General features: G+C 74.8%; 21 protein-coding genes and 1 pseudogene. 13 read left to right on the forward strand and 9 right to left on the reverse strand.

The genetic code is table 11. The features are described 5' to 3' along the window. Positions 1-6: 6 nt before the first annotated feature. Positions 7-2,862, reverse strand: coding sequence for a beta-N-acetylglucosaminidase domain-containing protein (locus ACIF8T_RS01325; RefSeq protein ID WP_400029904.1), 2,856 nt, complete (start codon positions 2,860-2,862; stop codon positions 7-9). Between the two features lie 290 nt (positions 2,863-3,152). Between ACIF8T_RS01325 and ACIF8T_RS01330 the strand changes: the two genes are divergently transcribed. The 3 genes from ACIF8T_RS01330 to ACIF8T_RS01340 all read left to right on the forward strand — a co-directional run bounded on the left by ACIF8T_RS01330 (position 3,153) and on the right by ACIF8T_RS01340 (position 5,904). Beyond that, positions 3,153-3,428, forward strand: coding sequence for a hypothetical protein (locus ACIF8T_RS01330; protein ID WP_400029906.1), 276 nt, complete (start codon positions 3,153-3,155; stop codon positions 3,426-3,428). Then, a complete protein-coding gene (gene malQ, locus ACIF8T_RS01335; protein WP_400029908.1) occupies positions 3,429-5,531 on the forward strand; it encodes a 4-alpha-glucanotransferase in 2,103 nt (700 codons plus the stop codon). Between the two features lie 97 nt (positions 5,532-5,628). Next, entirely contained in the window at positions 5,629-5,904 is a 276-nt protein-coding gene (locus ACIF8T_RS01340; protein ID WP_400029910.1) for a hypothetical protein, read from the forward strand. 125 nt (positions 5,905-6,029) lie between these two features. On the opposite strand, the gene ACIF8T_RS01345 is transcribed toward ACIF8T_RS01340, so the two are convergent. Then, positions 6,030-6,608, reverse strand: coding sequence for a TetR family transcriptional regulator (locus tag ACIF8T_RS01345; protein WP_400029912.1), 579 nt, complete (start codon positions 6,606-6,608; stop codon positions 6,030-6,032). 127 nt (positions 6,609-6,735) lie between these two features. Here ACIF8T_RS01345 and ACIF8T_RS01350 point away from each other — a divergent pair, with 127 nt between their 5' ends. Continuing rightward, on the forward strand, positions 6,736-8,193 hold the full coding sequence (locus ACIF8T_RS01350) for an FAD-dependent monooxygenase (RefSeq protein ID WP_400029914.1): 1,458 nt from the start codon (positions 6,736-6,738) through the stop codon (positions 8,191-8,193). An 81-nt stretch (positions 8,194-8,274) separates the two neighbouring features. Here ACIF8T_RS01350 and ACIF8T_RS01355 read toward each other — a convergent pair whose 3' ends face one another. Then, positions 8,275-8,784, reverse strand: coding sequence for a MarR family winged helix-turn-helix transcriptional regulator (locus tag ACIF8T_RS01355; RefSeq protein WP_400029916.1), 510 nt, complete (start codon positions 8,782-8,784; stop codon positions 8,275-8,277). A 102-nt stretch (positions 8,785-8,886) separates the two neighbouring features. Here ACIF8T_RS01355 and ACIF8T_RS01360 point away from each other — a divergent pair, with 102 nt between their 5' ends. From ACIF8T_RS01360 to ACIF8T_RS01370, 3 genes and pseudogenes are all read left to right on the forward strand, one after another. Then, entirely contained in the window at positions 8,887-9,837 is a 951-nt protein-coding gene (locus ACIF8T_RS01360; RefSeq protein WP_400029918.1) for an EamA family transporter, read from the forward strand. A gap of 499 nt (positions 9,838-10,336) precedes the next feature. Continuing rightward, positions 10,337-10,921 (forward strand): annotated as a pseudogene (locus ACIF8T_RS01365) (RNA polymerase sigma factor); the annotation flags it as partial. Then, positions 10,918-11,955, forward strand: coding sequence for a CU044_5270 family protein (locus ACIF8T_RS01370; protein ID WP_400029920.1), 1,038 nt, complete (start codon positions 10,918-10,920; stop codon positions 11,953-11,955). The pseudogene ACIF8T_RS01365 and the gene ACIF8T_RS01370, both read left to right, overlap by 4 nt. 120 nt (positions 11,956-12,075) lie before the next feature. Here the strand turns inward: ACIF8T_RS01370 and pepN are convergent, their stop codons facing one another. Further along, positions 12,076-14,664 carry an aminopeptidase N gene (gene pepN / locus ACIF8T_RS01375; protein ID WP_400029922.1) on the reverse strand — a complete coding sequence of 863 codons (2,589 nt, stop codon included), beginning with the start codon at positions 14,662-14,664 and terminating at the stop codon, positions 12,076-12,078. A 187-nt stretch (positions 14,665-14,851) separates the two neighbouring features. Here pepN and ACIF8T_RS01380 point away from each other — a divergent pair, with 187 nt between their 5' ends. Next, entirely contained in the window at positions 14,852-15,328 is a 477-nt protein-coding gene (locus tag ACIF8T_RS01380) for a DUF1203 domain-containing protein (protein ID WP_400029924.1), read from the forward strand. Positions 15,329-15,423: 95 nt separating this feature from the next. On the opposite strand, the gene ACIF8T_RS01385 is transcribed toward ACIF8T_RS01380, so the two are convergent. Further along, positions 15,424-16,443 carry an aspartate-semialdehyde dehydrogenase gene (locus ACIF8T_RS01385; protein ID WP_400029926.1) on the reverse strand — a complete coding sequence of 340 codons (1,020 nt, stop codon included), beginning with the start codon at positions 16,441-16,443 and terminating at the stop codon, positions 15,424-15,426. 327 nt (positions 16,444-16,770) lie between these two features. On the opposite strand from ACIF8T_RS01385, the gene ACIF8T_RS01390 reads away from it, so the two are divergent. Both ACIF8T_RS01390 and ACIF8T_RS01395 read left to right on the forward strand, forming a co-directional pair. Continuing rightward, complete coding sequence (locus ACIF8T_RS01390; RefSeq protein ID WP_400029928.1) at positions 16,771-17,319, forward strand: RNA polymerase sigma factor; 549 nt, start codon at positions 16,771-16,773, stop codon at positions 17,317-17,319. Position 17,320: 1 nt separating this feature from the next. Next, positions 17,321-18,304, forward strand: a complete 984-nt coding sequence (locus tag ACIF8T_RS01395) for a hypothetical protein (protein WP_400029930.1) — start codon at positions 17,321-17,323, stop codon at positions 18,302-18,304. 115 nt (positions 18,305-18,419) lie between these two features. On the opposite strand, the gene ACIF8T_RS01400 is transcribed toward ACIF8T_RS01395, so the two are convergent. The 3 genes from ACIF8T_RS01400 to ACIF8T_RS01410 all read right to left on the reverse strand — a co-directional run bounded on the left by ACIF8T_RS01400 (position 18,420) and on the right by ACIF8T_RS01410 (position 20,254). Beyond that, a complete protein-coding gene (locus tag ACIF8T_RS01400) occupies positions 18,420-18,671 on the reverse strand; it encodes a hypothetical protein (RefSeq protein ID WP_400029932.1) in 252 nt (83 codons plus the stop codon). 97 nt (positions 18,672-18,768) lie between these two features. Further along, complete coding sequence (locus tag ACIF8T_RS01405) at positions 18,769-19,146, reverse strand: hypothetical protein (protein WP_400029934.1); 378 nt, start codon at positions 19,144-19,146, stop codon at positions 18,769-18,771. Between the two features lie 115 nt (positions 19,147-19,261). Next, positions 19,262-20,254 carry a LuxR C-terminal-related transcriptional regulator gene (locus ACIF8T_RS01410; RefSeq protein ID WP_400029936.1) on the reverse strand — a complete coding sequence of 331 codons (993 nt, stop codon included), beginning with the start codon at positions 20,252-20,254 and terminating at the stop codon, positions 19,262-19,264. A 222-nt stretch (positions 20,255-20,476) separates the two neighbouring features. On the opposite strand from ACIF8T_RS01410, the gene ACIF8T_RS01415 reads away from it, so the two are divergent. Continuing rightward, entirely contained in the window at positions 20,477-21,187 is a 711-nt protein-coding gene (locus tag ACIF8T_RS01415; protein WP_400029938.1) for a hypothetical protein, read from the forward strand. Next, a complete protein-coding gene (locus ACIF8T_RS01420; RefSeq protein ID WP_400029940.1) occupies positions 21,175-21,681 on the forward strand; it encodes a hypothetical protein in 507 nt (168 codons plus the stop codon). Before ACIF8T_RS01415 ends, ACIF8T_RS01420 begins: the two co-directional genes overlap by 13 nt. Positions 21,682-21,789: 108 nt before the next feature. Here the strand turns inward: ACIF8T_RS01420 and ACIF8T_RS01425 are convergent, their stop codons facing one another. Then, positions 21,790-25,089, reverse strand: a complete 3,300-nt coding sequence (locus ACIF8T_RS01425; protein WP_400029942.1) for a S8 family serine peptidase — start codon at positions 25,087-25,089, stop codon at positions 21,790-21,792. 501 nt (positions 25,090-25,590) lie between these two features. Between ACIF8T_RS01425 and ACIF8T_RS01430 the strand changes: the two genes are divergently transcribed. Further along, a complete protein-coding gene (locus ACIF8T_RS01430) occupies positions 25,591-26,034 on the forward strand; it encodes an NUDIX hydrolase (RefSeq protein WP_400031447.1) in 444 nt (147 codons plus the stop codon). Positions 26,035-26,047 lie beyond the last annotated feature (13 nt).

A 26,047-nucleotide genomic window follows, 5' to 3' on the forward strand; every position in this document is an offset into this window, starting at 1 on the left:
GTCCCGCTAGCCGGTGACGGCGTACGCCTCCACCGACCACAGCGAGTACCCGTACGGCGTGGCCCGCCGCTCGCCCTGCACGCGCACGAAGCGCACGTCGCGCTCGTCCATGCGGACGGTCTCCCGCCCGCCCCGGCCGTCCCGCACGGCCGCCGCCGTCCGCCACCGGCGCCCGTCCGCCGACACCTGGACCCGGTACGCCGACGGATACGCGTCCTGCCAGTGCAGCTCCACCCGGCCCAGCCGCACCGGCCGCTCCAGCTCGACCTGCCACCAGGCCCCGTCGTCGACCGGGGACGACCAGCGGGTGTCCGGGTCGCCGTCGCCGGCCGCGGCCGCCGGGAAGTCGGGCGTCTCGTCGCCCGAGGAGCTCGCCCGGCCGCCGCGCGCCAGGTCCGCCCCGCCGGTGGGCGGCACGGCGCGCACGGTCAGCGTGCGGGTCGTCCCCCCGAACGCGAGCCGGACGCCGTACGACCGCATCGGTGTGCCCCGCTCCACCGTCACCTCGACGGGGACGTCCACCGGGGTGCCGCGCGGGACGGTCAGCGGGGTCCGGGGCACCCGGACCCGCACCCCGTCGGGGGCGTGGGCCGTGAGCCTGCCGGGGGCGTCGGCGGGGCGCCGCGACACGAGCCGCACCGTCACGCGCGTGGTGCGGCCGGTCTCCGCGTCCACCGCGTCGCGCGCCGGCTCCAGGGACACGGCGGGGGAGTCGGCGAACCACGGGATCAGGTGCCGTACCCCGGCGGCGGCCGGGCCGGTGACGCGGACCGCGTCGGCGCGCAGGCCGGTGCGCAGTTCGGTGGCGCCCGCCGGCGCCGGCTCCCCGACGCGCCGCCAGCCCTCGCCCGGCACGTGCGCCTCGACGGCCCCGCCCGCGCCGGGTTCGCCGAGCACCGTCACGGCGGACAGCGGGCGCTCCCGCCCGAAGCGCAGCGTGCGGGTGCCGGCCGCGCCGCCGGCGTCCCCGGGCGGCTCGTGGTCGATGCCCGCCCACGCCTCGTACGCCTTCTGCGCCTGCCGCAGGAACGGGTCGAGGACGCCCGCGCCGACCGTGACCCGGGCCGGCTCCAGCCGCGCCCGCAGCCCGCCCAGCCGGCGGTACGCCGCCCAGGCCGCCGCCGCGTCCCCGGCGCTCTGGGCGTCCAGCATGTCCAGGGCCGTGGTGCCCGCCGCGCCGTAGCCGGCCAGCCGCTCGGTCCACGGGGCGGCCTCGGCGGCGAGGCCCGTGCCGGACAGGCGCCGCGGCAGCTCGCGCAGCACGGCGAAGGCGTGCCGCAGCCGCCGCGCCGCCCCGGTGCCGCCCGCCGCGCGGTCCCGCCAGAACGCCGCCGTCAGCGGACGCAGGTACGCCGACTCCTCGCCGCCCAGGACCGAGGAGGCGTTGTTCCCGGCGAGGGCGGCCAGGGCCTCCGCGCGCCGGGCGTCCCCGCCCGCCAGGTCGGCGATCGCGGCGCGCCAGGACTCGTGCGGGTCGTAGGCGCGCGGGTTCCAGGCGAAGTCGGCGACGGTGAACAGCGCGATGCGGGAGGCCTCCGGCTGCTCCATGGCGTTGGCGAGCAGGGCGGCGGAACCGGCGGCGACGGCCGGTTCGCGGCCCTGGTAGGGGCCGAGGAAGAGACGGCCGGGCGCGTAGTCGTTGACCGGGTAGTCGTCCATGGTGACCAGCGGATGCCCGAACACGGCCCGCGCCTGGGCGACCTCCCGCCCGGTGATGGTCCGGGGCACCACCCCGACCCCCGTCCAGGCCACCTCCACGTCCTCGTCCAGGGCGGCGGCCAGCGCCCGCCGGTACGCGGTCGGGCCGTCCTCGTAGTACTCGGTCGGCATCAGCGACAGGGCGGCCGCGCCGGGGTGGCGCTCGGCCAGGTGCCGGGCCACCGCGTTCGCCACCCGCGCCTGGGCCCGCGCCGCCGCCCCGGGCCCGGAGCCGAACCGCTCGGCGTCCGCCGCGCAGTGCCACTCGCTGTAGCTGACGTCCTGGAACTGGAGCTGGAAGGCCCGGAACCCCAGCGCCCGCATCGCGTCCAGCTTGCGGGTCAGCGCCCGCAGGTCGGCGTCCGACGCGAAGCACATCGCCTGGCCCGGGGCCACCGCCCAGCCGAGCGTGACGTGGTTGCGGCGGGCCCGCTCGGCCAGCTCCCGGAACCCGGCGCGCCGCGCGGCCGGGTACGGCTCCCGCCAGCGGGCCTGCCGGTACAGGTCGTCGCCGGGCGCGTACAGGTACCGGTTCAGCTTGGCGCGCCCCATGAAGTCGAGCTGGGCCAGCCGCTGCCGGTGCGTCCAGGGCCGTCCGTAGAACCCCTCGGTGACGCCGCGCACGGCGGTGCCGGGCCAGTCCTCCACGTCGACCGCGGTGAAGGCGCCGTCGGGGCGCAGCAGCCGCCGCAGGCTCTGCACGGCGTGGAACAGCCCGTCCGGTCCGGTCCCGGTGAGGGAGACGGCGCCCCGACCGACGGTCAGCCGGTAGCCGCCCGGCGGGAGGGCGTGCCGGGCGTCGCCGCCGGGGGCGTCCGTCCGGGCGCGGACCACCAGGGCCCCCGGCGCGGCGGGGGAGGAGGTGATCCGGCGCGCCCCGGCCCGCCGCAGCAGGTCCCGCAGCGCCTCCACGGCGTACGGGTCGGCCGCCGCGTCGGTGAGCAGCGCGACCTCGGCGGTGACGGGGACGGGGGCGCTCCGGCCGCGCAGGACGTGGGGGCGCGGCCACACCGGGACGTCCGCGGCCGTGCCGGCCGGGTCGGCCGGGGACGCGGCCGGGCCGGGGACGGGCGGGGCCGCCGCCGCGGACGGGGCGGCGCCCAGGGTTCCGGCGACGACGGCGAACGCGAGGGCGGCCGCCCTCTTCCCGCGCCGTGGCTGCACAGGCCCCCTCCTGGTGGCTCGACCGGCCGTTCGAAGGCCGTTCCGGCGGTGGTTCGGGGCCGGGGCCGGCCCGCCGCGGATCGTGGTCAGGGAGGGATCGAGCCCACCATTGGCGAGGTGAACGTGTCAACGGGAGTGGCCGTTGTGACGCTTTTGTCCCGGTCCGAAGGGGGAGTTCGGGGTGAAAATGGAAGTAAGGGCATGTTGCTCGTCCGGGGGCGTCTGTTGTCGCGCCCGCTGGGTAGGGCTGCGATGACCGTCCTGACGCCGTGCCCGACAAGGAGGCCCCCGTGGCTGCACCCGCACACCTCCCCCTCCCCTCCCCCTCCAAACCCGCGGCGGAGCCGCCCGCCGCGGCCGACGGCCTGCCGCTGTGCGTCTTCAGCGCGGAGGGCAGCTGCGCCGAGGCGCCCCTGACCAGCGAACCCCCGCTGCCCGACGCCGAGCCCCTGACCAGCGAGCCGCCGCTCGCCGACAGCGCCCCGCTGACCAGCGAGTCCGACGCCTCCCCCGACCCCTCCGGCCTCGCCCCCGCCCTCCCGGGCCAGTACCGCCCGGAGCACTAGATGACCGCGCCCCGCCCGGCCGAGCCCTGCACCGAGGACCTGACCCGGCTCGCCGCCCTGCACGGCGTGGCCACCTCCTACAGCCCGTCGCCGGACCGCACGGTCGCGGCCTCGGCCACCGCCGTCACCCTGGCCCTCGCCGCCCTCGGCGTCGACGCGAGCACCCCCGACGCGGTGCGCGCCGCGCTCACCGCCCGCGAGCGGGAACTGCGCGAGCGCCTGCTGCCCCCGACCGTCGCCGGCTGGAGCGACGGCGTCCCCGCCGCGCTGGCCGCGCTGCCCGACGGCACCCGGCTGCGCATCGACACCGAGCAGGGCGAGACCCGCGCCTCCGCCGAGAACCTCCCGCCCGGCGTCCACCGGGTCACCGCCACGGCCCCCGACGGCCGCACCGCCCGGGCGCACCTGATCGTCGCCCCGCCCCGCCTGCCCACCCCCACGGCACGCTCCTGCGGACTCCTCGTCCAGCTCTACTCCCTGCTCTCCCGCCGCTCCTGGGGCATGGGCGACCTCGGCGACCTCGGGGAGCTGGCCGCCTGGGCGGGCCGCGTGCTGGGCGCCGGCTTCGTCCAGGTCAACCCGCTGCACGCGGCCGTGCCGGGCGCCCCTACCGACCCCTCCCCGTACCGCCCGTCCTCGCGCCGCTTCCCCGACCCCGTGCACCTGCGGGTCGAGGAGATCCCCGAGTTCGCGTACGTCGAGGACCGCGACCGGGTGCGGGCCCTGCTGGAGCGGGCCGGGCGGCTGCGCGAGGCGGTGCTGGGCAAGGGCGAGCTGATCGACCGGGACGCGGTCTGGGAGCTCAAGCGGGAGGCGCTGGAGGAGGTGCTGCGGGTGCCGCTCGGTCCCGGCCGGCGCGCCGCCTACTGCGACTTCCTCGCCGAGCAGGGCCAGGCCCTGGAGGACCACGCCACCTGGTGCGCGCTCGCCGAGGTGCACGGCCCGGACTGGCACGACTGGCCGGAGGGCCTGCGCGACCCGCGCTCGGCCGACACCACCCACGCGCGCAACGGCCTGCTGGACCGCGTCGACTTCTGGTCGCGGCTCGCCTGGCTCACCGACGGCCAGCTCACCGCCGCCCAGCGCGCCGCGCGCGAGGCGGGCATGCCGGTGGGGATCGTGCACGACCTCGCGGTCGGCGTGCACCCCGGCGGCGCCGACGCCTGGGCGCAGCGGACCCACTTCGCGGCGGGCATGTCGGTGGGCGCCCCGCCGGACGCCTTCAACGCCCGCGGCCAGGACTGGGGGCTGCCGCCCTGGCGCCCCGACCGGCTGGCCGAGTCGGGCTACGCGCCCTTCCGCGCGCTGCTGAGGGCGCTGTTCCGGTACGCCGGGGCGCTGCGCATCGACCACGTCATGGGCCTGTTCCGGCTGTGGTGGGTGCCGCAGGGCCATCCGCCGACGGAGGGCACGTACGTCCGCTACGACGCCGAGGCCATGCTCGCCGCCCTCGTCCTGGAGGCCTCCCGGGCCGGGGCGCCGGTGATCGGCGAGGACCTCGGCACGGTCGAGCCCGGGGTGCGCGAGGAGCTGCGCCGGCGCGGGGTGCTCGGCACGTCGGTGCTGTGGTTCGAACGGGACTGGGAGGGCGACGGCCGGCCCCTGCCGCCCGACCACTGGCGCGCCGACTGCCTGGCCACCGCGACGACGCACGACCTGCCGCCCACCGCGGCCCGCCTCACCGGCGAGCACGTCGACCTGCGCGACCGCCTCGGCCTGCTGACCCGCCCGCTGGAGGAGGAACGCGCGGAGGCGGCGGCGGACACCGCGGAGTGGCTGGAGGAGCTCACCCGGCTGGGCCTGCTCCAGGGCGCCGGCGGCACGGACGCCTCCTCCGAGGAGGCCGAGATCCAGGCCGTCCACCGCTTCCTGCTGCGCACCCCGGCCCGCATGGTCGGGGTCTGGCTCCCCGACGGGGTCGGCGACCGCCGCCCCCAGAACCTGCCGGGCACCTGGGACCAGTACCCGAACTGGCGGCTCCCCCTGGCGGACGCGCAGGGCCGCCCGATGCCCCTGGAGGACCTCGCGGCCTCCCCCCGGCTGCACGCCCTGATGGACGTCCTGAAGGAGGGCGGACAGGGGGCGCGGGGGGAGCGGGGCTGAAGGGGGCGCCTCTCGGGCGCCCCCGCTCACACCCCCCGTCGGCCTCTACGGCACCCCCGGGCGCGCGCCTCCCGCCGGCGTTCGCTACTTTTGCACCGTGGACAAGAAGAACGCCCTGCGCGCCGGCGCCCTGGCCGCCGGTACGACGCTGATGATGCTGCTCATGTCGTCCCCCGCGCTCGCGCTGACCCGCGACGACGGCGACGACCCCGGTCCGGGCCTGAGCGTCATCGAGACGCTGGGTCTGTTCGTCGTGGCCCCGATCGCGCTGTTCGCGGTCATCGCGGGCCTGGTGATGGTCCTGGACAAGTCCCACCAGCGCAAGGACGTCACCAGCTCCAACCTCCGGACCAAGGCCGACGCCAAGGCCTGACCCGGTCGTCCGGCCGGGCCCGCGGCCCGGTCCGCACCGCCGTGCACGCTCCGAGGGCGCCGTCGGGACGTACGTACGCGCACACCGCCCGTGCGTACGTCCCCGACGGCGCCCTCGTGCGTGCGTCACGGGCCGGGCGCCGTCAGGTAGCGCTGCACGGTGGGGGCCAGCCAGGCCACGATCTCCTCGCGGCCCAGCGCCACGGCCGGGGGGATCCGCAGGACGTACCGGGTCAGCGCCAGCCCCAGCAGCTGGCTCGCGAGCAGCGCGGCCCGGACCGGGGCCTGCCCGGGGTCCGGGCACACCCGGCGGGCGACGGGGAGCAGCTGCTCCCGGAAGACCCCCTGCATGCGCTCGGCCCCCGCCTGCCCGGCGGCGCCGACCCGCAGGAGGGCGGTGAGGACCTCGTCGCGCTCCCACAGGTCCAGGAAGTGCGTCACCAGGGTGCGGCCGGCCTCCTCCCGGGGCAGCGCGCCGAGGTCGGGCAGCTTCAGGTCGACGGCGACGGCGGCCGCGAACAGGCCCTCCTTGGTGCCGTAGTAGCGCATCACCATCGACGGGTCGATCCGCGCGTCCCGCGCGATGGCGCGGATGGTGGCCCGCTCGTAGCCGTCGGCGGCGAAGCGCTCGCGGGCGGCCTCCAGGATGGCGGCACGGGTGGTGTCGGAGCGCCGGGAGGGGGCGTCGGGATTGCTGTCGGACATACCGGCGAGCGTAGGTCAACACACGTTTGCCAACAAGCGTTGACGACGGACGGCGGCCGTCGTACGTTGGTCAACGAGCGTTGGCCAACAGCCGTTGGCTTCCGTACGCCGGCCCTGGGAGGCCCTGATGAACGAGACCGCAGGCACCGTGATCGTCGTCGGCTCCGGCCCCACCGGCCTGCTCGTGGCCGGTGACCTCGCCGCCGCCGGGATCCCCGTCACCGTCGTCGAGAGGCGCCCGCACACCGCCGGCAACCTCTCCCGCGCCTTCGTGCTGCACGCCCGCACCCTGGAGCAGCTCGACGCCCGGGGGGTCGCCGACGAGCTGGAGCGGGTGGGGCGGCGGCTCGGCCGGTTCCGCCTCTACGGCCGGCTCAGCCTCGACCTGTCCGCGCTCCCCTCCCGCTTCAACCACATCCTGGTCCTGCCGCAGTACGAGGTGGAGGCGGTCCTGGAGCGGCGGGCCGTCGAGGCCGGGGCGGAGTTCCGGTACGGGACCGAGGTGACCGGGCTGGCCCAGGACGCCCACGGCGTGACGCTGCGGGTGCGCGGGCCGGGCGGCGCGCGGGAGATGCGCGCGGCGTACGTCGTCGGCGCCGACGGGATGCGCAGCACCGTGCGCGACGCGGTCGGGCTGCCGTTCCCGGGCCGCTCGGTGATCCGCTCCGTCATGCTCGCCGACGTACGGGTCACCGAGGAGCCCGGCGAACTGCTCACCTTCCAGGCCGTCGGCGACGCCTTCGCCTTCGTCGTGCCCTTCGGCGACGGCTACCACCGCGTCATCTGCTGGGACCGCGGCCGCGACCTCCCCGACGACGCGCCCGTGGGGCTCGACGAGATCAGGGAGACCACCCGGCGGGCGCTGGGCCGCGATTTCGGCATGCACGACCCCCGCTGGATGTCCCGCTTCCACAGCGACGAGCGGCAGGCGCCCGCCTACCGGGCCGGCCGCGTCCTGCTCGCCGGGGACGCCGCCCACGTCCACACCCCGGCGGGCGCGCAGGGCATGAACACCGGCCTGCAGGACGCGGCCAACCTGAGCTGGAAGCTGGCCGCCGTCCTGCGGGGCCACGCCCCGGACGCCCTCCTCGACACCTACCAGGCCGAACGCCACCCGATCGGCAGGGCGGTGCTGCTGAGCAGCGGCGGCATCGTGCGCGCCGCCATGGCCAAGCGGCCCTGGACCATCGCGCTGCGCACCGCCGTCGCCGCCGTGCTCGACACCGTCGGCCCGGCGCAGCGCCGGGCGCTCGGCCAGGTCACCGGCATCGGCTACCGCTACCCGGCCCCGCGCGGCTCCCACCGCTTCACCGGCCTGCGCGCCCCCGACATCGCCCTGGCCGGCGGCACCCGCCTGTACGAGGCCCTGCGCGGCGGCCGGTTCGTCCTGATCACCCCGCGGGGGAGCGAGGCGCCCCGGGGCGGCGCCGCGCCGGACGGCCGCGAGGACCGGCTGGCCGTCGAGCAGTGGGCGAGCGACCGCCGTACGGCCCTGCTGGTACGGCCGGACGGGTACGTGGCCTGGGCGTCCGACGCGGGGGACCCGGGGGCGGTCGAGGCGGCCGTCGCCGCCCACGTGGGCTGACCGGGGGCGGGCCGGGGCCGGACGGGCCGGACGGTCTCCGGGCCCGGCCCGCGCGCCCGGTCGTCCCCCGGTTCTCCCCGGCTACCTCTCGGTGGAGAGCAGCAGCGTGCGCAGCAGGCCGGCCAGGTGGCCGGCCTGCTCGTCGTCGAGGGCCGACAGCGCCTCCGTCTGGACGGCGACGCCCGCGCCGACCGCCTCGTCGATCAGGTCCAGGCCCTTGCCGGTGAGGGTCACCTGGAGCCCGCGGCGGTCGTGCGGGTCGGGGGAGCGGCGCAGGAGGCCCGCGCGCTCCAGCTTGTCGAGCCGGCCCGTCATGCCGCCGGTGGTGAGCATCAGCGTCGCCGAGAGCTGGCGGGGCGAGAGGGTGCAGGGCTCGCCGGAGCGGCGCAGGGTGGCCAGGACGTCGAACTCCCCGCGCGAGACGCCGTACTTCGCGTACACCTTCTCCAGCCGGTCGCCCATCGCGCGCGCGAGCCGGAAGACGCGGCCGAAGACCTCCATGCCCGCGGTGTCGAGGTCGGGCCGGACCTCCGCCCACTGGCCGACGATCGCGTCGACGGGGTCCGTGCGCTGGTCGGGACGTTCGCTCATGGAGCGAGTATCCGACGCCTCCGGAACACCCGCAACTTGCTTGCCAGCAAGTTGCTTAGCGCTAAGCTACTTAGGGTCGATCCAACCGGAGGGGAATCTCCCATGCGCCCCGCACGCCGTGCCCCGCTCGTCGCCCTCACCGCCCTCGCCCCCGTCTCCTGGGGCACGACCTATGCGGTCACCACCGAGTTCCTCCCGGCCGACCGCCCGTTGTCCACCGCCGCCCTGCGCGCCCTGCCCGCGGGACTGGTGCTCCTCGCGGCCGCCCGGGTGCTGCCGCGCGGCGTGTGGTGGGGGAAGGCCGCGGTGCTCGGCGCGCTGAACATCGGCGCCTTCTTCCCGCTGCTGTTCCTCGCCGCGTACCGACTGCCCGGCGGCACGGCGGCGGCCGTCGGCTCGGTCGGGCCGCTGTGCGTGATCGGCCTCTCCGCGCTGCTGCTCGGGCAGCGGCCGGCGCCGCGGACGCTGCTCGCCGGCGTCGCGGCCGCGGTCGGCGTCGGCCTCGTCGTCCTGACGTCGGCCGGGGCGCCGGACGTGCTCGGCGTGCTCGCGGCCCTCGGGTCCACCGCCGCGATGTCCGCGGGCACCGTGCTCACCCAGCGGTGGGGGCGCCCCGAGGGCGTCGGCCCGCTGGCCCTCACCGGCTGGCAGCTGACCGCCGGCGGCCTGCTCGTCGCGCCGCTCGCCCTCGGGGTGGAGGGTGTCCCGCCCGCGCTGGACGCCCCGGCGATCGGCGGCCACCTGTACCTGGCGCTGGCCAACACCGCCGTCGCGTACTGGCTGTGGTTCCGCGGCATCGGCCGGCTCACCGCCACGCAGGTCACCCTGCTGGGCCCGCTGTCCCCGCTGACCGCCGCCGTCGTCGGCTGGGCGGCGCTCGGGCAGGCGCTGACGGCCGTGCAGGTGGCGGGCATGGTGCTGGCCTTCGCGGCCACGGTGGCGGGGCAGGCCGGACCGCGGCGGAAGGGGCCGGACGCGGCACCGCTCGGTCTCCCCGCCGGGTCCGGCCTCCGCCGGGGGCACGCGGCGACGCCCGGCGGGCGGGCGGCGTGACGCGCGGACCCGGGGCGGACCGGCCGGTGCGGCACGCCGTCGCGGCGGTGCGCGGGGGACCGGGCAGGGCGCCGGGCCGGGCCGGGCGCCGGCCGGTCCCCGGGACACCGCGGCCGGTTTGGCCGGCCGGTCCGCGGGAGGGCCGTGAACCGGCCGGCCGCCGGACGGCAAGTACGGGTGAACGCTGCCCCATCCGGCCGCCCCGGCCCCTCACGACCACCCGCCACCGACCAGACGGACCTCCATGACTGACTCCCCGTGCCGCCCCGCCCCGGAGCACGGCACCCCCGGCGGCGACACCGCCGGCGGCGACGGCACCGCGCCCGGTCGCGGGCCCGCCCCGAGACGCGGCGCCACCGCGAACGGCCCCGGCGCCGCGACCGACACCGGCACCACCGGCCCCGCCCCGACCGATGCCGGCACCACCGGCCCCGCCCCGACCGACGCCGCCCCAGCCGCCGCCGCAGATGCAAGCGCAGACACGGACACGGACACGGGCGCGGACACGGACGCCGCGCTCCTCGCCGCCTCGCTCGGCGAGCCCGAGCGCTTCGCCGCGCTGTTCGACCGCCACGCGCCCGCCATCCACCGGTACGTCGCCCGCCGGCTCGGCCGGGACGCGGCCGACGACGTCACCGCGGAGACGTTCCTGACCGCCTTCCGGATACGGGCCCGCTTCGACCCGGACCGCGCCGGCGTCCGGCCCTGGCTGCACGGCATCGCCGCCAAGCAGATCGGCCGTCACCGCCGCGAGGAGGTCCGGGCCCTGAAGATCCTGGCCCGCACCGGCACCGACCCGGTCGCCGAGAGCTGGACCGACTCCGCCGACGACCGGGTCGCCGCGCAGGCCGCCTCGCGGCCCCTGGCCAAGGCGCTGGCCGGGCTCTCCGCGGGCGACCGGCACGTGCTGCTGCTGTTCGCCTGGGCCGACTTCACGTACCAGGAGATCGCCCAGGCCCTCGACATCCCCGTGGGAACCGTCCGCTCCCGGCTCAACCGGGCCCGCCGCAAGCTGCGCGCCGCGACGGGCGGCGCCCACGGCTCCCCCTTCGACGCCCCTCTACACGAAGGTGACCCGGCATGAACGAGCTGTCCGACCTCCGTTCCCTGCGCCGTGACGCCCCCCTGCCCGGTGCCGGCCGGCTCGCACCCGGGCGGGCCAGGCTCACCGAGGCGCTCCGCCGGGAGACCGCCGCGCCCCCGGCCACCCCGCCGCGGCGCAGGACCGTCCTGGTGGGCGCCGTCGCGACCGCCGCCCTCGCCGTGACCGGCGGGGTCCTCGTGTCGCTGCCCGACGACACCCCCGCCGGCGCCCCGCCCGGCCGGCAGGTCCTGTCGGCGCGGGCCTCGGCCGAGGCCCTGGAACTGGCCGCCGCCACCGTGGAGAAGCACCCCGTCACCGAACCGGGTCCCAAGCAGTGGGTGTACGAGAAGTCCACCGCCTTCGTGCGGGGCGAGCCGCGGACCTCCGAGGAGTGGACCCGCTGGGACGGCACCGGCCACGCCCGGCTGCCCGGCATCCCGCCCGCCGGCGACGTCACCGGCTTCGACCCGGACGAACTCCGGGTCTGGTACGGCCCCAACCAGGAGGAGAAGTGGAAGGAGCAGGGCTACGACGACCGTTCCCAGCGGCAGTTCTGGCGCTTCCTGGCCACGCTGCCGAGCGATCCCGACCGGATGATGCGGCGCATCCGTGAGGAGGCCGCGATCGGCGCCGTCGAGGGGGAGACGCGCGCCGAGCGCGACTGGCGGGAGATCAGCGTGCTCTACCGCTCGGTGCTCATCCCGCCGAAGGTGCAGGCGGGCCTGTTCCGGGCCCTGGCGAAGATCCCCGGGGCCCGGGTGGAGAAGGGCGTGAAGGACCCCCTGGGACGTGCGGCGATCAGCGTGAGCGTGTACTACGAGAAGCCCTCCGCCGCGGGCTGGCAGGGCGAACAGTCGCTGTTCTTCGACCCGGACACGTACGTCTTCCTGGCGCAGAAGCAGCACACCACGCCGATGGAGCCGCCCGAGGACGCCCCGGGGAACCTCAGCCCCGCACCGCGCCACGACGACGGCTGGGTGATCACGGCCCGGGCCGCGTGGGGTGTCGTGGACAAGCCGGGCGCCCGCCCCTGACCGGACCGCGCGGGGCGCCCGCCACAGGGGAGCGGGCGCCCGGCGTGGCGAGAGAGCGCCCGGCGTGGCGAAGGAGCGCCCGGTGGGAGACCGGGCGCCCCTTCGCCGTCGTACGGCGGGTTACGCCTGCCGCGCGGCGGCCGCCGCGTCCGCCCGCTGCGCCCGCAGCGCGCGTTCCACGCCCGCCCGGGACTCCGAGACCAGGCGGCGCAGGGCCGCGCTCGGCTCGGCGGAGGACAGCCAGGCGTCCGTCTTGTCCAGGGTCTCCTGGGAGACCTGGACCGCCGGGTACAGGCCGACCGCGATCTGCTGGGCCATCTCGTGGGAACGGGACTCCCACACGTCCTTGACCACGTCGAAGAAGCGGTCCGTGTACGGTGCCAGCAGGTCCCGCTGGTCGGTCTGGACGAACCCGCCGATGACCGCCTCCTGCACGGCGTTCGGCAGCTTGTCGGAGTCCACGACCGACGCCCACGCCTCCGCCTTGGCCTCCGCGGTCGGGCGGGCCGCGCGGGCGGTCGCCGCGTGACGCTCGCCGGCGGCCGTCCTGTCCCGCTCGTACTCCGCCGCGATCTCCGACTCGCCGAACCGGCCCGCCGCCGCCAGCCGCTGCACGAACGCCCAGCGCAGCTCCGTGTCCACGGCCAGCCCCTCGACGGTCTGCGTCCCGGCCAGCAGGCCCTCCAGCAGGTCCAGCTGCTCCGGCGTGCGGGCCGTCGCCGCGAACGCCCGGGCCCACGCCAGCTGGTGGTCGCCGCCCGGCGCGGCGGACCGCAGGTGGGCCAGCGTCGCGTCCGTCCAGCGGGCCAGCAGGTCCTCGCGGGCGGCCGGGTCGGCGTACAGGTCGATCGCCAGCTTCACCTGGCGGTGCAGCGACTGCACGACACCGATGTCGGACTCCTTGCCGATGCCGGACAGCACCAGGGAGAGGTAGTCGCGGGCGGCGAGCTCCGCGTCCCGGGTCATGTCCCAGGCCGACGCCCAGCACAGCGCGCGGGGCAGCGACTCGGCGAAGTCGCCCAGGTGCTCGGTGACGAACGCCAGCGACCGCTCGTCCAGGCGGACCTTCGCGTACGACAGGTCGTCGTCGTTCAGCAGCACCACCGCCGGGCGGCGCCTGCCCGCCAGCTGCGGGACGGCCGTCAGCTCGCCGTCCACGTCGAGCTCGATCCGCTCGCCGCGCACCAGCTTGCCGGACGCCTCGTCCAGGTCGTACAGGCCGACCGCGATGCGGTGCGGGCGCAGCGTCGGCTCGCCCTGGGCGCCCGCGGGGAGCGCCGGGGCCTCCTGGCGGACCGCGAAGGAGGTGACGACCCCGTCGGCGTCCGTCTCGATCTCGGGGCGCAGCACGTTGATGCCGGCCGTCTCCAGCCACTTCTTCGACCAGGTCCGCAGGTCGCGGCCGGAGGTCTCCTCCAGGGCGCCCAGCAGGTCGGACAGGCGGGTGTTGCCGAACGCGTGCCGCTTGAAGTACGCCTGCACGCCCCGGAAGAACTCGTCCTCGCCGACGTAGGCGACGAGCTGCTTGAGCACGGAGGCGCCCTTGGCGTACGTGATGCCGTCGAAGTTGACGAGCACGTCGTCCAGGTCGCGGATGTCCGCCATGATCGGGTGCGTGGAGGGCAGCTGGTCCTGCCGGTACGCCCACGTCTTCATCGAGTTCGCGAACGTGGTCCACGAGTGCGGCCACCTCGAGCCGGGCGCGGCGGCCTGGCAGGCGATCGACGTGTAGGTGGCGAACGACTCGTTCAGCCACAGGTCGTTCCACCACTCCATGGTGACCAGGTCGCCGAACCACATGTGGGCCAGCTCGTGCAGGATGGTCTCGGCGCGCATCTCGTACGCCGCGTCCGTCACCTTCGAGCGGAACACGTACTGGTCGCGGAAGGTCACCGCGCCCGCGTTCTCCATCGCGCCCGCGTTGAACTCCGGCACGAACAGCTGGTCGTACTTCGCGAACGGGTACGCGTAGTCGAACTTCTCCTGGAACCAGTCGAAGCCCTGCCGGGTGACCTCGAAGATCGCGTCGGAGTCGAGGTACTCGGCGAGCGAGGGCCGGCAGTAGATGCCGAGCGGCACGGACTGGCCGTCCTTCTCGTACACGCTGTGCACCGAGTGGTACGGGCCGACGATCAGGGCCGTGATGTACGTCGAGATGCGCGGGGTCGGCTCGAAGACCCAGACGTTGTCCCGGGGCTCCGGGGTGGGCGAGTTGGAGATGACCGTCCAGCCCTCCGGCGCCTTCACGGTGAACTGGAAGGTCGCCTTCAGGTCGGGCTGCTCGAAGCTCGCGAACACGCGGCGGGCGTCCGGCACCTCGAACTGCGTGTAGAGGTACGCCTGGTCGTCGACCGGGTCGACGAACTTGTGCAGGCCCTCGCCGGTGTTGGTGTACGCGCAGTCCGCGACCACCCGGAGGATGTTGCGGCCCTGGAGCAGGCCCGGCAGGGCGATCCGGGAGTCCTGGAACACCTCGGCGGGGTCGAGCGTGTCCCCGTTGAGCGTCACCTCGTGGACGGCCGGGGCCACCAGGTCGATGAACGACTCCGCGCCCTTCTCGGCGGAGACGTCGAAGCGCACGGTGGTCACGGACCGGAAGGTGTCGTCCTCCTGCGCGCCGGAGAGGTCGAGATCGATCTCGTACGAGTCAACGGTGAGCAGCTCCGCCCGCTGCTGCGCCTCTTCGCGAGTCAGGTTTGTGCCAGGCACGCGGTCATCTCCTCGTTATGTGTGGGTTGCGCCATCCTTCCACGGGAGGCCGGGATCAGGCGACGACGTGGGCTTTCCGTGGGGATACCCCTGTGTCGGCCGGTACGGCCGGGGCGGGGCCCGCCGCCCGGAACGCGACGTCGCGATCCCGCCGGTCCTCCGCGGCGGCGGGCGCGAGCCTGGCGGTATGACGACCCACACCGCACAGCCCATCGCACCGCGGGTCCTGGAGGAGCTGCGGGACACCGACGACGCGGGCCGCCCGGCGGTCCCCGTCACCGACCCGGAGGGCGGCGCCCCGCTGCGCTGCTGCCTGCGGCGCAGCGCGCCGGGGGAGCGGATCGCCCTCGTCTCCTACGCGCCGCTGCGCCGCTGGGCCGCCGCGACGGGCGCCGACCCGGGCCCGTACGACGAGCAGGGCCCGGTCTTCGTCCACGCCGGGGAGTGCGAGGGCCCCCGGGACGACGGCCTGCCCTTCACCGGCTCGCACCGCACGGTCCGCCGCTACGGCATCGACGGGCGCATCCTGGGCGGACGGCTGGTCCGGAACCCCGAGGACTTCGAGCCGGCCTTCGCGGAGGCCTTCGCCGACCCCGCGGTGGCGCTGGTGCACGTCCGCGCGGTGGAGTACGGCTGCTTCCTGTACGAGGTGCGCAGGCCCTGAGCGGCCTCGCGCCGGCGCCCTTGCCCCGGCGCTCCCCGCACGGCGAGGGGCGGCCGCTCCGTCCGGAACGACCGCCCCCGCCGACACCGGACGTGCTACTTCGCGGCCAGCTCCGCCGCCACCAGCTCCGCGATCTGCACCGCGTTCAGCGCGGCGCCCTTGCGGAGGTTGTCGTTGGAGATGAACAGCGCCAGGCCGTTCTCCACGGTCTCGTCCCGGCGGATGCGGCCCACGTACGAGGGGTCCTTGCCGGCCGCCTGGAGCGGGGTCGGGATGTCGGTGAGGACGACGCCCTCGGCACCGGCCAGCAGCTCGGTCGCGCGCTCGGGGCTGATCGGCCGGGCGAAGCGGGCGTTGACCTGGAGGGAGTGGCCGGAGAAGACCGGCACGCGCACGCAGGTGCCGGAGACCTTCAGCCCGGGGATCTCCAGGATCTTGCGGGACTCGTTGCGCAGCTTCTGCTCCTCGTCGGTCTCGTTCAGACCGTCGTCGACGAGGTTGCCCGCGAAGGGCAGCACGTTGAAGGCGATGGGGCGCTTGTAGACGCCGGGCTCCGGGAAGTCGACGGCCTCGCCGTCGTGGGTGAGCTTGTCGGCGTCGGCGACCACCTTCTGCACCTGGCCGTGCAGCTCGGCGACGCCCGCGAGACCGGAGCCGGAGACCGCCTGGTACGTGGCGACGACCAGGGCCTCGAGGCCCGCCTCCGCGTGCAGCGGCTTCAGCACCGGCATCGCGGCCATCGTCGTGCAGTTCGGGTTGGCGATGATGCCCTTGGGGCGGTCGGCGATCGCGTGCGGGTTCACCTCGGAGACGACCAGCGGCACCTGGGGGTCCTTGCGCCAGGCGGAGGAGTTGTCGATCACGACGGCGCCCTGCGCGGCGACCTTCTCGGCCAGCGCCTTGGAGGTGGCGCCGCCCGCGGAGAACAGCACGATGTCCAGGCCGCTGTAGTCGGCGGTGGACGCGTCCTCCACCGTCACGCCGTCCAGGACGGTGCCGGCCGAGCGGGCCGAGGCGAACAGCCGCAGCTCGTCCAGGGGGAAGTCGCGCTCCGTGAGGATCCTGCGCATGACCGTGCCGACCTGACCGGTGGCTCCGACGATTCCGACCCTCACAGCGACTCCCTGTCTCTTGGCGTGCGTGTTGCCCGACCGAGGCTCTTTCCATCATGCGGCCGACCACGGGCAACCTGTCCAGTTTTTTGGACCCGGTGCCCGGGGAATGGGACGGCCCGGCCCGGCCGACGGTAGCGGATGTCCGGCCGCACCCCCGCTGAGCTGGAGGAATTAGCCCGCCGGGCGGCCCGCGCCGCAAGCTCGCCTGCCCGGGCGCGCCGTCCGGCATACGGAGGTGTGACGTACGCCTCGGTGCGCTTCGGACGCCGGCCGAACGTTCCGCCCCGGTGCGGCGTCGTAGGGGAAACACGGTGAGGGGGGTGGCTGGTGCTGCGCGGAAGGACCAGGCGCGGCCGGAGGGCGGACGCGGACGGCGGGACGGCTCCGGCCGGCGACCCGCTGGACGCGGCCCAGGAGCGCCGGGTGCGGGCGGTGCTCGCCCTGGGCGGGGTGCCGCAGGCGGACCTGCCGGACGGGGTGCAGCAGGTCCGCCTGCGGCTGCTGGAGCGGGCCGCGAGCGGGCAGGAGGCGCCGCGGGACGTCTCGGCGTGGGCGGCGGTCGTCGCCTCCAACCTGGCCATGGACTGGCACCGGGCCAAGCGCCGCCAGGAGCGGCTCGGGGAGCGGCTGGCGGCCCTGCGGCACCTGGAGCACCCCTCCGGGGAGGACACCAGCGTGCTGTCGGTCGCCGTCGCCCAGGGCCTGGACGGGCTGCCCGACGCCCAGCGCCAGGTCGTCGTCCTGCGGTTCTACGCCGACCTGCCGGTGCGTTCCATCGCCGAGCAGCTCGGCGTCCCGGAGGGCACGGTCAAGAGCCGGCTGCACACGGCGGTACGGGCCCTGCGGGCCCGCCTGCACGAGGACGAGGTGGTGTGAGGTGACCGCCCGTGACGACGGCCGGCACGAGCCCGGTCCCGACGGCGTGAGCCGCGAGGACGTGGGCCGCGACGGCGTGAGGCGCGACGGCGCGCCGTACGACGGCGTGAGGCGCGACGGTGTGAGGCGCAACGGCGTGAGGCGCGACGGTGTGGCGCACGAGGGCGCGGCGTCCGGCGGCGTGGCCCACGAAGGCCCCGTGTACGGCGGCGTGGACGCGCTGATGGCCGCGCTCCTGGACGAACCACTGCCCCCGCAGGCCGCGCGGGACCCGGAGTTCACGGCGGCGCACCGTGCCGCGGCCGCCGACGTCGCCGTGCTCCGGACCCAGCTGGGGCTGATCGGGGAGGCGCTGGCGCACGACGGCGGGACACCGGCCGCTGCCTCGGCCTCGGTCTCGACCGCGCCGGAGGCCGCGGCCGGAGGCGGACCCGCGCCCGGTCCGGAGGCGTCCGGGCTCGCCCCGGTGCGCCCGCTCCCCGCCCGGCCCCGCCGCCGTCGCCCCCTGGCCCTCGCCCTGCGCACCGCCGCCGCTGCCGCGGCCGCCACCGCGGTCGTCGGTCTGGGATGGCTGGTGGCGGGGTCCGGGGGCGGGACCGACGGCGCGGGGGGCAGCCAGGCGGACGCCGGCAGCGCCAAGGAGGCCCGGTCCTCCTACGCCGGCCCCGGCCACCTGGCCTGCGCCCGGCTGGTCGCCGAGGGCACGGTCGGTGCGGTGGAACCGGTGCCCGGCACCGGCCGGGAGCGGGTCACCCTCGACGTGACCCGGACCTACCTGCCGGAGCAGGGGTCGACGGACGAGGTCTCCTTCGTCAGGACGGAGGGCGTCCACCCCGCCCTGCGCGTCGGCGACGAGGTCCTGGTCGTCCTCGGCCGGGACGGCGCCGTCCCGGACGCCCTGGCCGCCGGCGAGGAGGACGTGGCCCGCGAGCGGGCCCGGATCCTGGGGGAACTGCCGAGGGCGAGGGAACTGGGCTGTCAGTAGGCGTGGCCCGGCCACGACGCCCGGAGTCTCCCGACCCGAGCACAGGAAAGGGGCGGGTGCCCCCCGGCACCCGCCCCTTTGTCCGCGGACGGCCCTTACCGCCCTGATCCGGGCCTTACGGCTTCTCCTTGTCCCACACCCAGCTGCCCTTGCCTTCCCCGGGGTCCTTCGGCTTCGGGAACACCGGCTCCTCGGGCACCTCGGGATCGGTGCCGACGACGGTGACGTCCTGCCCGGCCTGCAGGACGAGGGTGTCGTCAGCGGCCGCAGCCTGGCCGCCTCCGAGTACCAGGGGGAGTGCCAGTGCGGCGGTGGCCGCCGCGGTGCCGATGGCGGTCCGGACGGCTCGCCCGTTGATGTGTCTCATCCTGTGCCTCTGTCTCTCTTGGTTTCCGGTCGGCGAGCACGCGCCGACCACGATCATGCTCATGCCGTCTGCCGGTGTCAGCAGGTCCGGGCTGGCCTCAGGTGGACATGGCATCGTCATGCCAGACACGTGCCGGAGGCGTCTCCTGCCGGCCGGAACTCAGGTAGCGGTCGGGCGCGCAGTCCCCGAGCACCCAGCCGGACAGCAGCCCCGGAAGGCTCAGCCACCGAGCCCAGCCGGTCCGGGCCCGTATCAGGGCCTCGTCGAGGGTCGCGGCCTCGACGAAGGTCATGCTCACCAGGCGTGAGCCCCACCGGGCCATCGAGACGTGAGCGATGCCCGGCTGCGGGTCGGTTCGGGTGCGGTCGGCGATCTCGCCGAGCCATCGGTCACCGGGCATGCCCGCCGGCGGGTCGGGACCGTCGGGAACGGCGGGATCGGGCGAGGGCAGGAGGACGACCTTGACTGCGTACACCCGCCCGACCCTAGGCACGGCACGCGGCCGGGCCGACGCACCGCACCTGACAGCTCCCGGTCATGGCAAGGAGAGGCCAACAGCCCGGGCGACGGTCACGCCGGGGCCGATGCGGTCACAACCAGCCGCGCCGGACGGCCTCGGCACCCGCCTGGAACCGGCTCTGCACCCCGAGGCGCTTTTGGAGGTCCGCCGTGTTGCGGCGGACCGTGCGCAGGGAGACGCCCATCTTCCGGGCGATCCCTTCGTCGGTCAGACCCGCCGCCAGCATCTTGAGCAGGGCCGCCTCTCGATCGGTCGGCGCCTCCACCGAGGGGTCCCGCGGCGCCGTGCCGAGCGGCCGCGCACTCTCCCACACCAGGTCGAAGAGTTCCTCCAGTGCCCGGACCATGCTGGGGTAGCGGATCAGCAGAGCGCCCGCCCTGCTGTCGTCAGGATCGATGGGCAGTACGGCCGTCTTGTGGTCGCACAGGATCATGCGCATGGGGAGCGTGGGCACGGTACGGGTCTCGCCGCCGACGGAGGCGAGCCAGGTGGCGTACTCGACGGTCGCCGAGTCGTTGCGGACGCTGTCCAGGTAAACGGTCCGCATGCGCACCCCGCGCTCCAGGTTCTGCTCGTCGAGCGGCCTGCCCGCCTCGAGAGCCGCGGAGCTGAGCGCCCCGCCGGGCACGAACGTGCACACCTCGGTCTCGGCCCGGTGCGCCAGTTCCATCAGCCGGACCCGGACCGCCTCGACACCTTCGAGCCTCTCCACACCGCTGTCGTCGCGGCCCGTGGCCAGAGCGGCGTACTCGGAGGTGAGGGCGGCCAGTGCGGCACGTTCCCGGGACAACCGGGCTCGCTGCTCGTCGAGTTCGGCCTCCCTGCGCAGCAGCAGCGGGGAGAGGACGACATCAGGGCTGACGGGAACGAACTGGTGGTCGGCGGCCTCGTGCAGCAAGGACAGCTGGGTGAGGCGGTCGAGTGCCGAGCGCACCTCGGCGGAGCTGAGGCCGGTGTCCCGGGCGACGTCCTCCAGGGTCCACGACGGGTGCAGCAGCAGGGTCCGGTAGACGTCGTGGGCGGGTCGGTCGATGCCGATGGTCTCCAGCACGGTTCCCCCCAAGGTCGAAGACTGGTCAGGTCAGGTGGCCGACCGTACCCGATCGTCCGTACGAATCCGCTGGGGTGAGCATGCTGGCAGCCCCCGGCCATGGCCCCCGTGTGCCAGGCGGCAGACAGGTCCGCGGGCACCGGGCGGGCCTAGTGTCGGAGCCACCGGCAGGCGGGCAGCGGGTTCCGCTTCTTCCCCGGTTTCCAGTTTCCGCTCTCATCAGGGGGTTCACGCATGTCTCAGTCCTCGTACAGATCCGTCTGGCGCAAGGCCACCCGGGTCGCCGTCACGGTCGCGGCGGCCACCACGCTGGCCGCCGTCGCACCGGTCACCGCCTACGCGGACGGAACGGACCCGGCCGTCGACGAGATCGTGGTCGGCACGGAGCCGCCGGCGGAACCGGAGGAGGACGTCGTCGACGTGCCCGCGGACGAGGTCACCCAGGAGCCCGGCGCGGAGCCGGGTGAGGACCTGGAGCTTCCGGCCCCGAGCAAGCCCACGGACAAGCCCGACCGCGAGTACTGCGATCCCGTCAAGGTCTACACGCCGCAGAGCAAGGGCAAGCAGTACCACAAGGGCGTCGGCCCGACCCTTTCCAACTACAACGGCACCTCACGCACGGCCAAGTCGACGTTCACCTCCGAGGTGAGCGGTTCGGTCGGCGTCAGTGTCACGGCGGGGCTCACGGTCAGCATCGACGCGATGATCGGCAAGATCGAGCAGAAGTACGACGTCAACCTGTCGGCCTCGCTCACGGCCAAGCTCGGCAACAAAATCAGCGTCGACACCCCGTCGAAGACGACGACCAACGCCAAGTACGGCGTCTACCGGTTGAAGAACACCGGTGTCAGCTACCGCATCTACGACAACTGCCAGACCTCGACGAAGAAGACCATCACCAGTTACACGCCTCTGAAGGTCGGCTGGTACCTGTGGGAGTCCTGAGCGCCCGCGGCCCCGGCCGGGCCGCCCTGCTCGCGGCGGTCTGCCTGGCGGTGGCGGTGAGCGCCGGCTGCACGGGGGACGGCTCGGGACGGGAGGGTGCGGCCGGGTCCACGGCGCCGGGGAGCACGCCGTCGACGGAGTCCCGGAAGCCCGCGGGCCGGGCCGAGCACATCGAGGGCGAGACAGTGACGGAGGCGCCCCGGGTCGTCGACGGGAAGGTGATCACATCGGTGGCGGACGCCCGCGGGAACCGGCTCGTCCCGTTGGACGGCGGGGTGAGAAGCGGCCCGGTCTCCATCGCCGTCAACTGCCGGGGCCAGGGCACGCTGACGGTGGAACTGCAGCCCGTGGGCTTGAGCTTCCCTCTGGAGTGCGTCGCCCACGAGGTCAGCAGCACCTACAACCAGATCGCCCTGAAGAAGGCCCGTGAGGACGCCGTGATCCGGGTGACCGCCGGTTCCGGGGTCCGGTGGGCACTGTCCGTGGGGCAGTGAGCACGGGCGGGCCGGTGTGTCCCCGCGCGCCGAGGGGGGCGCGGGGACGGGTGAGGGGCGGGTGCCGCAGGGGAGCACCCGCCCCTCACCGTGTGCGGCACGCCGACGTCAGCCGGTGACCTTCTCGATGACGACCGTGCCCAGGCCGGCGGCGCTGCCCCGGGCGTTGACCAGGCGCACCTCGCCGAAGAACTGCCGGCCCGCCGGGCCGGCCGCCTTGGCGAGGACCTCGGCGGAGATCTGTGCGGAGGCGCCGCTCGCGAGCGAGACCGGGCCGGTGGAGTCGACGTTCACCGAGCCCAGAGCGGGGGTGAAGTAGACGTCCTGGTAGGAGTACGTGGTCGTACCGGACGGCACGCTGTAGCCGTCCACCCGGATCGTGTACGTACCGGCGGCCGGCTTGGTCAGACTGACGGATTCCTCGGAGTCGCCGTCGTTGGACTGGCCGACCGTGACCCCGTCCTTGACCACGGTCAGGTCGAGGTCGGCCCCTTGGTCGGAGACCTTGCCGATGGAGACGTCCAGCCGTTCCGTGCCCGCCGGCACCTCGACCGTCGTCGTACGCGCCTGCTGGTGGCCGATGGCCGGCGTGTCCAGTGCGGCCGAACCGAGCGAGCCGCCCTCCAGCTTGCCCTCCAGGGCCGCGAAGCCGTTGGTCACGGTCCACGTGGCCGTGGCCGGGGTGCCGACACGCGCCTCGGGAACGGTGGTCACCTCGGGGGCGAAGGCGGTGCCCAGCACCGACACGTTGAGTTCGAACGGGTTGTCGAGGTCGGGCGAGGTGCGCCGGGACTCCACCTCGATCTCCCAGACGCCCGGCTGCGGATCGGTGTGGGTCCGCAGGTCCGGACGGCAGGTGTTGTCCGGGTTGGTGTAGTTCGGGTAGCAGAAGGTGGTCGCGGAGTTCTCGACGGGAACGCCGTGCGGGTGCAGGGAGATGAACCGTGTCTGGCTCTTCTCCTTGAGGCCGCCGAGCGCGACCTCCAGCGTCTTCGCACCCTCCGGGACGGAGACGAAGTACGAGACGTGACTGTTGCGCTGCACCGAGGAGGAGGCGGCGAAGGAGTACGACGGCTTCGCCAGTTCGTGTGCGACGACGACCGTGGCGAGGATCTGCTTGTCGACGCCTTCGGTGCGTTCGTCGTCCGCCTCGAGGACGGCGCTGTGCACGCCCGCGGTCTTCGTCCTGGCCTGCACCTTGACGGTGACCGGCTGGTTCAGCGGCAGCACGACGTCGTCGTCGCCGAGGAGACGGAAGGTGCCGTCGTTGTTCTTCCAGTCCAGCTCGTGCCGCAGCGGGCGGTCGGGGCCGGTGGTACGGGTGATGGTCACCTCGTACGTCTTCTTCTGTCCGGCCTTCAGGCCGCCCTCGCGGTCGTAGAGGCCGCTGCCGTAACCCGGGGTGGCCAGTTGCTGGTCGAGCGCGGTGTCGACCGGGGCCTTCACGGTGTAGTCGTGGGCGGTGGCGCCCTCCTTGATGGCGTCCCAGGCCTGCCCGATACGGATCAGGCCGGCGCCCTGCTCGTGCGCCTGCTCGCCCTTGATCTGGCGGGCGGTGCTGGTCAGCGCGGTGCGCAGGGTGAGCGGGGAGAGGTCGATCTTCCGCTGCTTGGCGGCGGACAGCAGCAGCGCGCTGGCGCCGGCGGCCTGCGGGGAGGCCATCGAGGTGCCCTGGAGCATGCCGTAGCCGGGCGGCAGGGAGTAGCCCGCCTCGGCGACCGGGGCGCCCGGCGCCCAGGTCTGGATGGTGTTGACGGCCGCACCCGGCGCCGTGATGGTCGGGGCGAAGCCACCGTCCTCACGCGGACCGCGCGAGGAGAACGGCATCATCGCGTACTTCTTCTCCACCACCGAGCCGTAGTTGGCGGCCCACGTCTCCTTGGAGGCGGAGGCGCCGACGGAGATCACCTTGTCGGCGAGGGCGGGGTCGCCGATGGTGTTGGTGCCGGGACCGGAGTTGCCCGCGGAGATCACGAGCTGGACGCCGTACTCGTCGACGAGCCGCGTGTAGAGGCGGGCACGGGCGTTGTTGCCGTCGTTCAGCGTCGGCAGGCCGCCGATCGACATGTTGACGATGTCGACGCCGCGCTTGGTGACCAGATCGATCATGCCCTCGGTCAGGGCGATGTTGGTGCAGCCGCCGGACCAGGTGCAAGCACGGGACGAGACCACCTTCGCACCGGGCGCCGCACCGTTCATCTTCCCGCCGAACAGGCCGTGCGCGGCGGCGATACCGGCGACGTGGGTGCCGTGCCGGCCGGTGATGACGCCGATGCTGACGTAGTCCGCCTTGGCGCCGGCCGCGTTGTAGGGGACGTCCTTGCGGATCTCGACCACGAAGGGGACACGCTCGGCCACCGGCGTGTCCGGCTTGTCCACGCCGAAGTAGCCGATCTGGAAGCCGTCCTTGTACGGCTTCATCGCCTCGTTGTCGGTGAAGTCGCCGTTGCCGTCGAGGTCCACCCGGACGGTTCCGGCGGCCTGGTCGTACAGCACGCCCCAGACGTCGGTCTTGTCGCCGTCCCGGTTCAGGTCGCCGGCCATGTCACCGCCGACGGTCGCCGACTCGGCGAACGTCCGGAACTGGAAGGACCCCGCGGGCACCTGCCAGGTGCGGCTTCCGGCGGTGAACACCGGACCGGCCACCGAACCCGTCATCTGCAGCCACGTTCCGTCACGGTCGGACACCGGGTCGGTGGCCGTCACCCAGTCGACGATCTTGCGCTCACCGGTGGTGGTCTTCTGCAGCGCGGGATGGGCGATGTCGACGCCCGAGTCCAGGATGCCGACGGTCACGCCGCGCCCGTCGTACTTCGGGTGGTCCTCCACGAAGGAGACCGCGCCGGTCTCGAAGGAGGGGTTGTACGGGTTGGCGGCAGGGGTGTTCTTGTCGGGCGCCGCGTATCCTGCTCCCGCCGCCGCGGTGCCCTCGGCGTTCTTGCCGTTCGGGACCGGGTCGTCCAGCTTGATCTCCTGCCTGAGGTCGATCGCCTGGACGGAGGAGAGCTTCTGCGCTGCCTCGATGGTCCTGTCCGCCTTGCCGGTCGGAACCGTGACCCGTACGTAGCCGAGCTTGTCGATGGTCTTGCCGACCAGCGAGCCGCCGACCGCGTCCAGCTCCTCGGCGACCCGCTCGGTCTGCCCGGGTGCGGTCGCGATCATCATGGTGACGTTCTTGTCGCCCTCGGCCTTGGCCTCGGCGAGCAGGTCCGCGTCGTCCGCACCGAGCTTGGCGTGCGCGGACTTGACGTCCGTGTCGGCCGGAACGGCGGTGGAGGGACCGTCGGCGGCGAGCGCCAGGGGGATCGGCGCGGCCGCGGAGAGCGCTGCGACGAGACCCGCGGCCACGGCGATGCGCGCCACGCGTCTCGCGCCCGGTATCGGGTCGCTCTGGGGGGTGAGGGTCATCGGCATCCCTTGGAAGTAAAGGAACGAGCGGCGAGCGACCGGGCCTGAGCGGTCCTGGTCGCCCTCGGTCCGGAACGCGATCCCGGACGATCGCTCAGCCTTACCCAAAGGGCGGATGTTTGGCGAGGGTTGGCCGAATTGAAATGGATGTATGGGGAAAACCCGCGATCCGCAAAAGGGAGATGAGGCCTGAAAGCGGCAAGTGCCCCACCAGGGGGCATTGTCGGGCGAAGGTCTCGCCGGGCCGACGGGTCGGGCGTCCCACGCGCGGGCGCAGCGGCGGGACGCCGCGGCGCGGTGGCCGGCGGCTCCGGACGGCCGCGGAGTACGCCGTGGACGGGGGCGGAGTGCGCCGCGGACGGGGAGCGCCGGATCCGCCGCACGCTCCGGGAGGCCGCCGAACTCCCGTGCGCCGTCCCGTTGCGCTGGTCCGCACCCGCGCACCCCCCTGCCGATCCGGCCCCGGCGGGTTAACGTCCGGGAGTGCGCGAGACGTTGAGGGTGGCGGCCTACGCCGTGTGTGTACGTGACGACCAGGTCCTGCTGGCCCGCTCGCCCGCCCCGGGAGGCACCCGGGAGTGGGTGCTGCCGGGCGGCGGCATGGAGCACGGGGAGGACCCCTACGACACCGTGCGGCGCGAGGTGGAGGAGGAGACCGGCTACCGCATCACGGTGACGGGGCTGCTCGGCGTGGACTCGCGGCGCCACACCTTCCGCGGCCGCTTCGGGCGCCGCCCCGTCGACCACCACGCCGTACGGCTCGTCTACGAGGGCCGCGTCACCGGCGGCGAACTCCGCCACGAGGTCGGCGGATCCACCGACTTCGCCGCCTGGCAGGACCTGGCCGCCGTCCCCGGGCTGGTGCGGGTCTCCCTCGTCGACATCGCGCTGCGGCTGTGGCGGGAGCGGCCGGCGGACGGCCGGGCGGCACCGCCCGGAACGTAGGCCGGTACCCCGG

This window comes from Streptomyces sp. NPDC085946 (genome assembly GCF_044540485.1).
Lineage (GTDB): Bacteria > Actinomycetota > Actinomycetes > Streptomycetales > Streptomycetaceae > Streptomyces.